The sequence below is a fragment of the Paenibacillus chondroitinus NBRC 15376 genome, from assembly GCF_004000765.1.
In the GTDB taxonomy this organism is placed as follows: domain Bacteria; phylum Bacillota; class Bacilli; order Paenibacillales; family NBRC-103111; genus Paenibacillus_E; species Paenibacillus_E chondroitinus.
Map to the genome: position 1 here is coordinate 147,570 of NZ_BILW01000006.1, position 12,783 is coordinate 160,352.

The 12,783-nt window shown below is 43.4% G+C and carries 10 protein-coding genes; 6 read left to right on the forward strand and 4 right to left on the reverse strand.

Annotated features, from left to right (window positions below; all coding sequences use genetic code 11):
• Nucleotides 1-65: 65 nt before the first annotated feature.
• On the forward strand, nt 66-2,129 hold the full coding sequence (locus PCH02S_RS10270; RefSeq protein WP_127452603.1) for an alpha-glucuronidase family glycosyl hydrolase: 2,064 nt from the start codon (nt 66-68) through the stop codon (nt 2,127-2,129).
• A 59-nt stretch (nt 2,130-2,188) separates the two neighbouring features.
• Here the strand turns inward: PCH02S_RS10270 and PCH02S_RS10275 are convergent, their stop codons facing one another.
• The 4 genes from PCH02S_RS10275 to PCH02S_RS10290 all read right to left on the reverse strand — a co-directional run bounded on the left by PCH02S_RS10275 (nt 2,189) and on the right by PCH02S_RS10290 (nt 6,746).
• Complete coding sequence (locus PCH02S_RS10275) at nt 2,189-3,211, reverse strand: S-layer homology domain-containing protein (RefSeq protein WP_164819505.1); 1,023 nt, start codon at nt 3,209-3,211, stop codon at nt 2,189-2,191.
• 295 nt (nt 3,212-3,506) lie between these two features.
• The gene (locus PCH02S_RS10280) at nt 3,507-4,481 is read right to left on the reverse strand and encodes a sugar ABC transporter substrate-binding protein (RefSeq protein WP_164819506.1); all 975 of its coding nucleotides are present in this window, start codon (nt 4,479-4,481) and stop codon (nt 3,507-3,509) included.
• A gap of 52 nt (nt 4,482-4,533) precedes the next feature.
• A complete protein-coding gene (locus tag PCH02S_RS10285; protein WP_246069025.1) occupies nt 4,534-4,929 on the reverse strand; it encodes a response regulator in 396 nt (131 codons plus the stop codon).
• A 5-nt stretch (nt 4,930-4,934) separates the two neighbouring features.
• A complete protein-coding gene (locus PCH02S_RS10290; protein WP_127452611.1) occupies nt 4,935-6,746 on the reverse strand; it encodes a cache domain-containing sensor histidine kinase in 1,812 nt (603 codons plus the stop codon).
• A gap of 259 nt (nt 6,747-7,005) precedes the next feature.
• Between PCH02S_RS10290 and PCH02S_RS10295 the strand changes: the two genes are divergently transcribed.
• From PCH02S_RS10295 to PCH02S_RS10325, 5 genes are all read left to right on the forward strand, one after another.
• On the forward strand, nt 7,006-8,043 hold the full coding sequence (locus PCH02S_RS10295) for an ABC transporter substrate-binding protein (RefSeq protein WP_127452613.1): 1,038 nt from the start codon (nt 7,006-7,008) through the stop codon (nt 8,041-8,043).
• 80 nt (nt 8,044-8,123) lie between these two features.
• Entirely contained in the window at nt 8,124-8,321 is a 198-nt protein-coding gene (locus tag PCH02S_RS10300) for a hypothetical protein (protein WP_127452615.1), read from the forward strand.
• A gap of 80 nt (nt 8,322-8,401) precedes the next feature.
• A complete protein-coding gene (locus tag PCH02S_RS10305; RefSeq protein ID WP_246069017.1) occupies nt 8,402-9,466 on the forward strand; it encodes an ABC transporter substrate-binding protein in 1,065 nt (354 codons plus the stop codon).
• Nucleotides 9,467-10,234: 768 nt separating this feature from the next.
• Complete coding sequence (locus PCH02S_RS10320) at nt 10,235-11,152, forward strand: family 43 glycosylhydrolase (RefSeq protein ID WP_246069018.1); 918 nt, start codon at nt 10,235-10,237, stop codon at nt 11,150-11,152.
• Between the two features lie 296 nt (nt 11,153-11,448).
• Complete coding sequence (locus tag PCH02S_RS10325) at nt 11,449-12,765, forward strand: extracellular solute-binding protein (RefSeq protein WP_127452617.1); 1,317 nt, start codon at nt 11,449-11,451, stop codon at nt 12,763-12,765.
• The last annotated feature ends 18 nt before the right edge of the window (nt 12,766-12,783 follow it).

The window sequence follows — 12,783 nt, forward strand, 5'->3', positions numbered from 1 at the left end:
AATCAACGGAATGAAACTTAAGTAAGCATGGGTGTGGCTAAACGACGACTAGGAGGATTATTCTAATGAGCAGCAAAGGTTATGCTTGTTGGCTGGAGTACGAGCTTGCGTCAAGGGCAGCGAAGCAAGCTGCCAGAGAGTGGGGAAGGGAAATCGTCATGGACGAATCGCCTCAACAGGGGCCACTACAAACCGCTGTAAATGAGCTAACAATAGGTCTTGAAGCGATAATTGGACAGCGTCCGTCAATCGTAAAGGATTCTGGGCAGCATCGACATATTGTAGTGGGCACATCACGTTCCCCGCTAGTGGCGCTGATGTTGACTGAAAATGAATTGGAGGGAATCGGAGCGGAAGGTTACCGGATTAAAACCGTACATACAACGAATCGAGAAGCGATCGTGCTGGCTGGCGGTTCGAGTAAAGGTTGCTTATATGGCGTGTTCCATTTGCTACGGTTGTTGTTGACCGGGGCAGCCCTTGATTGCCTCGACATTACAGAACAACCGAAATACCAACTGCGTATGATCAATCACTGGGATAATATGGACGGCTCCATTGAGCGTGGCTATGCCGGGCGCTCGTTTCTGTTCCGGAACAATGAGGTGTTGGCTGGTTCACAGCGTATACGGGACTATGCGCGCTTAATGGCCAGCATCGGTATCAATGGTATTGCTATCAATAATGTCAACGTTCATAAGTACGAAACATTGCTGGTGACGGAGCCATACTTACCTCTTGTTGCCGTTGTGGCCGATGTATTTCGAGAGTACGGCATTCGTTTATTCCTCAGTGTGAACTATGCCAGTCCGCTTGAATTAGGAGAGACTACGACTGCAGATCCGCTTGACGAGAGTGTTGCGGCATGGTGGAAGACGACAGCTGAGAACGTATATCGGTATATCCCGGATTTCGGAGGCTTTGTTGTAAAGGCTGATTCGGAGAACAGACCGGGTCCGTTCACTTATGGGCGAGATCATGCAGATGGAGCCAATATGCTGGCGGAAGCGCTAAAGCCATATGGCGGACTCGTGATGTGGAGATGCTTCGTCTATAATTGTCACCAAGATTGGCGAGATCGCTTGACTGACAGAGCTCGCGCCGCCTATGATCACTTTAAGCCGCTGGACGGACGATTTATGGACAATGTCGTGCTGCAGATTAAGAACGGGCCTATGGATTTCCAAGTACTTGAACCCGTGTCGCCATTGTTCGGTGCCATGGAGCGGACGAATCAAATCATGGAGTTTCAAATTACACAAGAATACACAGGACATCAGATTGATGTGTGCTACTTAATTCCACAATGGAAAGAGATACTCGAATTTGATACCTACATGAAGGGGAAAGGCAGTACAATCAAGGAAATCGCGGCTGGCACTGTACATCCATATGTCCATTGTGGTATTACAGCCGTAACCAATGTCGGAGATGACGCGAATTGGACGGGGCATCATTTGGCACAGGCGAATTTATACGGATACGGTAGACTGATTTGGAATCCCGAGCTTACGGCAGAGGAAATTATCAATGAATGGGTACTCCTAACGTTCGGCGATAATCCCGATGTTGCTAAAACAATAACAGATATCTTGATGACATCATGGCCGACCTATGAGAATTATACCGCTCCGCTAGGTGTAGGATGGATGGTGCGCCCTCATCTTCATTATGGCGTTGACGTGGATGGTTACGAGTATTCCAAGTGGGGGACCTACCATTTTGCCGATCATACAGGAATAGGCGTGGACCGGACAATTGGAACCGGAACTGGCTATACGGGACAATATGGTAAGACGAACGCTGAGCTATACGAAGGACTTAACACTTGCCCGGATAAGCTGCTTCTATTTTTTCACCATGTGCCTTATACACATAGCCTTCAGACGGGCAAAACTGTCATTCAGCATATTTACGATACACACTTCGCTGGCGTAGAACAGGTGGAGCAGTGGATTGTACGCTGGCAGGAGCTTGAGGGTAAGATGGATGCGGAGCGCTTCGTTCATATCGCAGGCCGACTTGATTTGCAGTTGGACAATGCCAAACAATGGCGAGACGTCATTAACACGTACTTTTACCGGAAATCTGGTATTTACGATCAAGGTCAGAGAGTCATCTACGTATAATCGATCTGGCATCAAAAAAAGCTACCCTTCCCACGGCAATAAGTGGGTAGGGTAGCTTTTTATTTCAACTCTGCTAGAAGCCTTTTTAGCACGACAACGGATTCAGCTCGACTGGCATGCTCTTGCGGAGCAAATTCTTGTTCTGTTCTTCCGTTCATTAAGCCGGATTCTACTGCGAGTGCGACTGCTTTTTTAGCCCAATCGTTGATGGCAGTCTCGTCACTGAACTTGATGGATTCTTTGACAGTCATATCATCCATATTCATTCCTGTTGCATGGGCTTTAGCTCTCAATAACATTGCTGTCATTTCCTCGCGGGTGATATTTTGTTCCGGCGCGAACGTGTCATCCGCTATGCCATTAATAAGTCCTGCTGCATAAGCCTTTTTCACGCTGCTCTCAAACCAGGCTCCTGAGGTTACATCGACAAAAGGATTTTTCACAGTATCATCCTTCAAATCTAATGCCTTGGAGAGCAACGTTGCAAACTGAGCTCGCGTTACATTCATATCGGGCGCAAAACGATCGTCGTCCATGCCTTCTACGACTTTTTTATCTACCATCTGCATAATGTCGGATTTGGCCCAGTGGCTTCCAAGGTCGCTGAATATTTTAATGAAATTTGTAGATGTGTTTGGTGTAAATGTCTTGCTGTCCAATTTAGAGTCTACGATTTTTATGTTCGTCCAGTTAATGGTGGTCGTACCTGCTTTTTTTGCTCTGAAAGTGATAGTGCCGATGTCTACGTTGCCTTTCTCGCCATCCACTTTACCAACTTTCGTATGTGCAAAAGTAATCTCATTGTTTTTCACTATAGGTGGAACGGAGAATCCGTTAATGGCAGTGGTTGCTTTAACAATTTCAACATTGTTGGCATAGATGCCAAGTTTAATTTCATATGCGAATAAATCCTGGATATTTTGCCCTTTCAAGGTAATTGTAAATTCTCCGCTGTCTGATTCGGTAACGGGAGCAGTGATATCGAATTTGGCGTCGTCTGCAGCTAATGCAGGAGCTGCTGCAGCCAAAGTTAAACACAGATTGCAAAATAGAGTTGCCAGAATCAGTTTACCTTTAAGCATGTCTACCATCCTCTCGTATAGGACGAGGGGGATGAGTTTCTCCCGCTCGTAGCTCGGAAATGCGCCATAAAATCAAAAATATTAGTTACAGTAGCGTAAGCGTTTTCCTAATTTACTTTTATTATAAACCTATGTCATAACTAGAATCGATGAAGTTTTGCGTTTCAAAAATTATAAATTTTTATTCCTATTTTGAGCAAAGATAAAATATCATACCTTTTGAATAAAATATTCAATTTTATTTCATATAGGAACTACTTAGAAAATTGAGGGTAAACTCGGTGGGAGGCTGAGGTTATGGTTCTCGTTCCAGCATAGTCTTGGTCATTTCCTGAACTCCCGTGTCGACATAAGTAGAGGTGCTTTCCCGGCGTACAGTGCTTAGCAATTGTCCAATGATGTAGTCTCCCCACAACTGTTCATTTTGTGAAATAACCGAAGTAATTTGCCCGTTAATGAGCGCCCCCCTCACTTTCGGCATCATACCGAAGGAGACTGCATTTCGTTTCAAACCCTTGGCCTTCCACAAGAGGATCGAGGCTGGACTGGACAAAATATCCAGGGTAATGAGCGTGTCAAAGTGTGGATGGTCGTCGATCATACGCTCCATGTCTTTTAAAGCTTTATCCGAAGAGCCTTCGTTATAGCCGACTTCCAGCACCTGAATCTCCGTATTTCGTGACAAATAGTTGAGCAGACCGGATAGTCGTTCCCTCTGAATGGAGTTATTAACCATACCAGTTTCGACTAGTACCATGCCTTTGCCCTTCATTAGCTTGTTCACTACCTCACCCATTACAATCCCACCCTTATAATGATCAAGCCCGATATAGGAAGAGCGTCGGCTTAATGGGGCGTCGGTTTCGAAACATATGACCGGTATTCCGGCATCCACAGCTTTGTTAATTACTGAGATCAGGGAGTCCGGATCAATTGGATCGATGGCGATTCCGTCAACCCTTTGCTTAATCATCGTTTCCATCATGCGAATTTGCTGCTCGATGCTAATTTCTTCCGGCGCTTTCACCACCAGTTGAACTGAATTAGCGGCAGCCGTCTTTTCGGCATTTTGGGTAATGATTTCGTAAAAAGAATGGGCAATTGGATAAATGATACCAAACGTATAGGTTGGATTATGCGCTGTTTTTGGAACTGGAGTAGACAACTTATCGGAAGAAAGCAGGGGAGTACTGGATTCTTGGCAGCCAACGTTTGTGAATAGTGAACAGATAATAAAGAATACCAGAAGCGTTCTAGGAGTAACTGGCACAGTCTTTATGCTCCTTTCTTTTTTTAAGATTTCACAGAAATTGGTGTCTGCATCAAGTTAGCGTCCCTTTTTCACGGCGCTCAGCGTCAATCTTGTCACTAACCTGCCGAAGAACTTGGTACAAATCTGCTGAACTGAACGGTTTAGTGCAATATTCTTCCACGCCTATTTGTAAAGCAGATTTGATATATTCGTGCTCTCCATGGCCGCTTAAAATGATAATTTTGATATCCGGCATGTTCTTCTTGACGTATGAACTTAATTCAAGTCCGTCCATGAACGGCATCGTAATATCCGTAATCAAAATGTCAGGTTTATATTGTTCGATTAATGGCAGCGCTACTTCACCGTCGGAAGCATCCCCGGAGTATATAAGTCCTGCTTCTTCCCAATTAATCGTATCTCGAATTGTCTCGCGGATTAAAACTTCATCATCAACTAGCAACACCTTCTTCAATATCCGTTGCCTCCTGTCTTGGGGATTCTAATGGACACTTTTGTTCCTTCATTCTGAATACTGTCTATACTTACTCCGTACTTGTCTCCGTAATATAGCTTAATTCTTTGCTGCACGTTGTGCAGACCGAACCCGCCTGATACTTCATTCCCCGTTTGCTCTGGCAACTGCTTATTGGTTACATATTGACGTATTTGTTCAAGCTTCTCCGGTGACATTCCAATACCGTCATCTTCGACGACAAGCACAATATTTTCATTGTCCTCGATTTGGCCAGTGATTCGGATCAAGCCTTTTCGACGCTTGTTTTTTAAACCGTGATACAGCGCATTTTCTACAATCGGCTGCAGTGTCATTTTGAGGATAGGATAAGGGTTTAAATTCTCGTCTATATTAATTTCATAATCCAGAATATCTCGATAACGCATCTGTTGAATAACTAGATAGCTTTGTACATGCTCGATTTCTTTATGAATGATAATCCAATCCCGGCCTTTGCTGAGTGAAATGCGAAACAGCTTGGAAAGTGATTGAACGAGTTGAATGACTTGGGCATTCTTCCCAGCCTCGGCCATCCACACGATAGAATCCAATGTGTTATACAAAAAGTGAGGATTAATTTGCGCTTGTAAGGCCCGTAATTCCGCCTTTTTAATTTCTTCCTGTTCTTTAATGCTTTGTTCAAGCAATTCTCGTATTTTACTGAGCATGGAGTTAAAACTGTTGCCTAGAAGCGCAATTTCGTCATTGCCTTTGGGTATGACCTTAGCTTCCAAATAACCTGAAGCGGCGAGCTGCATTTTACTTTTTAATAGATGAAGTGGGTGTGTTAATCGATAAGAGATAAAAAAATGAAGCGAGACAGCAAAGATAAAACTGAGCACAACAGTGATGATGATCAGTTGGCGAATGGAATTTGCTTCTTCAACAATTTCTTGAAGCGGGACATAACCGATAATTTTCCATCCGGTTACATTTGAAGGAGCTGCATATACAAACTTAGGCTTACCTTCCGCGGAGTCTACATAATTCGAATCTGAACCAGTCATTATGCTTGATAAATTCGAAGACGACGGGAGTTTGGCCGGATCCTTAAGGGATGAGGGAGTAAAAATCGGCTTTCCTGATGAATCCACTACAAAATAAAAGCCTGTTTTACCAATCATTACGTTATCGCAAAATTGTTTGACAATCTTATCATCTACATCAATGACGATAAATCCAATAACTTCATGAGTAATTTGCTGTTTGATCGCTGCCATAATGGAAATGACATTCGTAGTATTGTATTGAAAACCGTCAATTCGGTCAAGCGCGGATGCTTCGGATGGAGGGATAATGAATACCTCATCCGGGTTATTCGTCAGATGTGTCAGGTGCGGATTGCGCAAAGGATTTTTCTCCAGTTGGAATAGGCCTTTACGTTCACTGATGCCTCTGCCGTATAGGTTAACCATAGTAATATTGAGAACGCTGTCATATTGGTATGTCTGCCGGTAAGAATCCATGGTTCGTAAGATTTGTTTAGCATCTTCATAAGTATCTTCCTGGGAGAACAAAAAATGAAGCACCTGAGAGTTTTTACTGATTTCGAGTAGACTTCGCGTAGCAATGAATTGTGTATCAAGATCCCTAGCCAATTGGGCTGCGGAAAGCATGGCGGCTGCTTTACTGTTCTCGAAAACGGTTTTAAACGACTTCTGATAGGAGATAAGTCCAACTGCAATAAGAGGAATGCAAGTTAGTATGATAAACATCGTTAGCAGCTTAATTTGCAAGCTGGAAGAAATCCATCGTATCAATCTCATAAATGTTGCAACCTTTCTAACGCTTAGTCGTGGTCTCCTTTTACTATAGCAAATTGTTACCAGTGCGGATATGGTGCTCATCAAATTCAAAGTAAATAACAATTTTTTCTCAAAAAAACAAACTTTTTGCTAAGATATCTTATTGAACCCCAAAAAATTTATAAGAAATGAATTTGAAACTCCGTATAAAGCGCTGATGGAAGCGTTTTATAATGAGGTCACACCGACCAAGAGGTGAATGAAGGGGAGGAAATGAATCATGAAAATGACGAAAAAAATGGGAGTTCTCATCGCAGCTTCCTGCATGATGTTATTCACGGCAGCTTGCGGCAATAGTGCCAATACGGCTTCCAGCGGCACAACTGCAGTTCCGGCAGGTAATACAGCGACAACTGCTCCGGCGACTCCGGCGGCAGCAAAAAAAATTACGCTAGGCTTCGCACAAGTAGGGGCAGAAAGCGGTTGGCGTACGGCAAATACCAAGTCCATTCAAGATTCGGCGAAGGATACGGGTTTTGACCTTAAATTCTCCGACGCTCAACAAAAGCAAGAAAACCAAATTAAAGCAATTCGAACGTATATCCAGCAGAAAGTGGACGTTATCGCATTCTCTCCGGTTGTTGAATCCGGTTGGGACACGGTATTGAAAGAAGCGAAAGACGCTAAAATTCCGGTCATTCTTACAGACCGTGCTGTTGATTCCAAAGATACTTCGCTGTATGCGACATTTATAGGTTCGGACTTCGTTGAGGAAGGCAAAAAAGCGGGGAAATGGTTAGCTGATAAATACAAAGATACGAAGGAAGACGTGAATATCGTTGAGCTTCAAGGAACAACAGGTTCTGCTCCGGCAAACGACCGAAAAGCCGGTTTCGCTGAAGAGATTAAGAGCAACTCACACCTCAAGGTAATCGCATCCCAAACGGGCGACTTTACTCGTGCAAAAGGGAAAGAAGTTATGCAGGCGTTCCTGAAAGCACATAAAGATATTGACGTGCTGTATGCACACAACGATGATATGGCACTTGGCGCGATTCAAGCAATTGAAGCGGCTGGTCTCAAACCAGGCCAAGATATTACAATTATTTCTGTTGATGCGGTGAAGGACGGCATGACAGCAGCGGCCGAAGGTAAAATCAACTTTATCGTTGAATGTAATCCATTGCTCGGACCACAATTAATGCAGGCTGTGAATGATGTTGTGGCGGGTAAACAAATTGAGAAGCGCATTGTTACGAAAGAAGGCGTGTTTACTTCAGAAGATGCGAAGAAGGCTCTTCCCGACCGACAATACTAACAAGCAGTAGTGAGTTAAGGCCACTCCATTACATTTATTGGTGGAGTGGTTTTCTCTATTTACAAGAGAGGAGCTGCCACATGAGACAAAATCAGTTCAGTTTGCAAATAAGGGATAACCATAAACGTGTTGCTATTGTCGGGAGAGACGTATATGAGCTAAAGGAACTCCCTATTTCCGATAAAAACCAGGAGATAACCGCTGGTATGCTGCTTGAGGCGTACTCGATCGCGAGAAAAGGAAGGGGAGTTGGGGCAATTTATGATGTTTCGAATTAAGAATTTCTATTGTTACATTATTGGAAGCGTTTTATAATACAACGAGAGAAATGATTACATTACCTTCTAGGGGGGCTCTCATGCTCGGGAGATCGTTTAAGTTATTATTTAAAAGCAAGCTGTTGATCGTTCTATTCTTGAGTATGATTGTAATCATATATTTTTTCAATTCATTTTCCAATACATCTAATCGCATTATCTCCCGTGCAGAGAATATGGGTAATAAGAGTGTTATTCAAACAGATTCGGAGCAGGCACCACACCGAAAAATCGTGCTCGGCTTTTCCCAACTTGGAGCTGAAAGCACATGGCGCATTGCGAACACGACATCGATCCGTGAAGCGGCGAAGGAGGCAGGCATAGAACTTTGGTTTGAAAATGCGGATCAGTCGCAATCCAAACAATTTGAAGCGATTCGCTCCTTTATAAAGCAAAAAGTGGACGTAATCGCCATAGCTCCTGTCATAGAATCAGGCTGGGAGCCGATCTTGCAAGAAATTAAGCAAGCCGGCATACCGTTGATCATATTAGATCGGCTAGTGAATGTTAGTGACCCATCTCTGTATGTGACTTACATAGGGTCCGATTTTTATGAAGAGGGCAGAAAAGCCGGCAAATATATGATCGATAAAATGAGCACAAAAAAAGACACGATTGGTATTGTAGAACTAGTAGGCACCGAGGGATCTACTCCTTCCATATCTAGGGGAAAAGGATTTCGGGATGTTATTAAAGATCGTCCGAATTTTAAAATATTAAAAAGCGAAGTTTCTGACTTTACGTTTGCACAAGGCAAGCAAGTGATGAAGACATTTTTGGCCAAGATGGGGGGCGATATTGATGTCCTATACTCGCATAATGACGATATGGCGCTTGGAGCTATTGAGGCAATTGAGGAGTACGGGTTGCGACCTGGGAAAGATATTATAATTATTTCTGTGGATGGAACAAACAAAGCTTTTGAGAAAATGGCGGAGGGCAAAATTAACAGTGTTGTTGAATGCAACCCACTGCTGGGGCCCAACCTCATGCAAGCTGTCAACGAGTTGATTCAGGGACGCAGCTTGCCAAAACGGATTGTTACCCCGGAAAGTGTCTTTACGGAGACGATGGCTGAAGTAGAAGTTGGGAAAAGGAAGTATTGAGTGAAGTGGCAAATCTGTGGGTTTGTCATATCGCTTTTAACTGCTTAAATCAGTTTGAATATACAAAATATACAAAGTATTATTCTTTGATTTAAAGGGATTTACATGCTGAAAATTCATTGGAATGTGTTAATGTAGGTATTTTACAGAAAATTATATGTAATAAGTTGGTCTATTGATATGGTTCGGTTATCCCGCTCTAGCTCAATATATGCCGAGTAGCGACAAAACCTGCTTGGTACCTTGGGGCATTCACGTCATTGTCATGAAAGACAAGAAGATCTTTCACATCCAAAATTTCATTAACGCAAAATTATTTTTCAGATTGGGGCTTCCTGAACAATTAGACCGATGAATTTTGCAATCATCTTTCGTCTAAATAAATGAGAATAAAAAAAGAATAAGCGAGTGAGGTCATTCAAAATGAAAACTATTATTGAGATGAAAGATGAGGACTCAAAAGGCTTTCTTGCTGGCGGAGTTGCATATATTGGAGAAGATGAAGTTGAGGGGGTTGAATTTTAGTAATACCGCCAATTTAGGAGCTACTCTTCAAGATTTTCGGCAGGGCAATCCTTATGAATACGATTCGCTGCTTTGCGGTTCAGGATAAAGTATTGGTCTATGATCCGGATGGAAACGCATGGGAAGTTTTCTATCAAATTTACATATCCAAAGCGGGACGCGGGAAAAACTATTTGATAGAATTTTCGGATAAATGCTATACTTTACCAATGCATAATTTATCCAGAAAAAGGAGAATGAAAAATGATGTACTATGCTGATCATTCCAGGGGAAAGCCATACGCTAAAGATCCGGCTGTTGTAAAATTTAAAGGGAAGTATTGGATGTATTATTCCATTCCTTCCTATGAAGACGGGCGTCAACCGGACGGCTGGGGCATAGGTATTGCTGTAAGCGATGATCTGGAGCAATGGGAACGCGTTGGTGAAATGACAGCGCAGCATCCTTATGAAATCAACGGAATATGTGCTCCCGGGGCTATTGTATTGAACGGAAGCATTCATTTGTTCTATCAAACCTACGGGAATTTCCCAAAGGATGCGATTTGTCACGCGGTTTCGGAAGACGGGCTGCATTTTGAGAGAAATAAGTCGAACCCCGTGTTTTCGCCAACAGGTGAGTGGAATAACGGTAGAGCTATCGATGCCGATGTTATTATTCACCAGGATCAGCTGTTCCTTTATTTTGCGACGCGCGATCCCAAGGGTGAAATTCAAATGCAGGGTGTGGCAACAGCGCCACTTGATTCTGACTTTGGGGCAGGCGCATGGACTCAAGCTTGTGACCAGTCAATCCTTAAGCCCGAGCTTCCTTGGGAGGGGCAATGTATCGAAGCGGCGGCGACGTGTAAACGGAATGGCAAAGTATTTATGTTTTATGCGGGTGCCTATAATAATTGGCCGCAGCAAATAGGATGTGCGGTAAGCGAAGACGGAGTGCATTTTCAAAGGCTGTTTTCAGAGCCTCTTTTGCCGAATGGCGAACCGGGCAGCTGGAATTCTAGTGAGTCAGGCCATCCATATCTATTTGAAGATGAAGATCAGCGCACTTATTTGTTTTTTCAAGGCAACAACGATAACGGGGAAACTTGGTATTTGTCCTATGTCGAGATTGGATGGGAAGCTGATGGTAACATTCCGGTAATTATCCCTCCACTCTAATTTGTTGAAATGAATGAATACCTGTTAGGTTTGTCGAATGGTCATAACAAAAAAGCCGTCAGACTCACTGAAGCAGTGATTTTGTCGGCTTTTTTTCGTTATATGAAATGAACTTCTCCAGAAGCATTCCCCAGGCAATTTCCCCCGACATCACTCCTTTTATTCATTTCTGTTAAAAGCCTACATACCCAATCAAATTGGCATTTTTGCCTATCAAAGTACCTTTTTTATGAGCAGGGGCCGGTGATATTATGAAAGCGTAAACAAACTAAATACATATCGAGAGGGGTTCCCCAATGAAGAAATGGATTGCTATGCTTTGCGTATGCGCGCTGTTTGTTATTTCAGCTTGCAGCGGCACTAAAACTGCGGCACCGGCAGCACCTGACTCCCAACCAACCCAACCTGCTCCTGCTCCTGCTGCGGCCGGAGAGAAAAAGAAACTGTCGTTATGGTATATAGAAACGGGGAAACGTAAGGAACTGATTGAGGCAACGATTCAACAGTTTATGAAGGATCATCCCGACGTGGAAGTGGAAGCGGTTCAAATTCCTAATGACCCTTACAAAACGAAGTTAACCGTTGCTATGGGCGGCGGGAATCCTCCTGATATTTTCCATTCCTGGGGCGGTGGTTGGCTGAAGCAATTTGTAAGCGCTAACCAAGTGCTGGATTTAACCGGTAAAATCAGCACCGATTCCTTTATCCCTGCCGGGATCAGCTCCGCTACCTTTGATAATAAAGTATACGGCGCACCGGTGGCTTTGTCCTTAGTTCCTGTTTATTACAACAAGGAAATTTTCGCTAAATACAATTTGCAGCCGCCTCAAACTTACGATGAGCTGATGACGATTGTAGAAAAGCTTAAAAAGGAGAATATCATTCCTTTTGCGCTTGCTAATAAAACGAAATGGCCTGCTGCTTTGTTGTTCATGTATTATGCAAACCGTCTTGGGGGTTCGGAAATTTTCAACGAAGCCTTTGAAAGAAAAGGACGCACATTTGATGATGAATCCTATGTAAAAGCTGGAGCTATGATCCAGGAGCTGGTCAAAGCCGGCGGCTTCAATCCAGGGTTTAATGGTATTCAATACGATGCGGGAAATTCACGTCAGTTGATGTATACGGGCAAAGCTGCAATGGAAGTGCAAACCTCCTCGTATATTAACAACGTCCGTACTGAAGCGCCTGACTTTGAGAAAAAATTAGGCATGTTCCCATTCCCGACCATCAACGGCGGCAAAGGGAAAATTACAGACGTAGTCGGAGGAGTATCACCTGTACTTTCCGTATCTTCCAAAACGAAATATCCTAACGAATCCGTTGAGCTGATTAAAGCTTTAACATCCAAGGAGCTTGGACAAAAATTAGCTGACCAAGCTGGCACAATCTCGGCACAGAAAGGTATTACTTACACGGATGCCTTTGCCAAACAATTAAACGACATGTTGAGCAGCGCGACTTCCTTGCAAACGTTCTATGATCAAACGTTGCCATCGGAATTAGCTGAGCTGCATAAAGATACAACGCAAAATATTTTTGGCCAGACCATGACGCCGGTCGAGGCAGCTAAACAAATGGAAGCTAAAGCAAAAGAAGTATTAAAGAAATAAAGTCATTCAAGGGGAGGG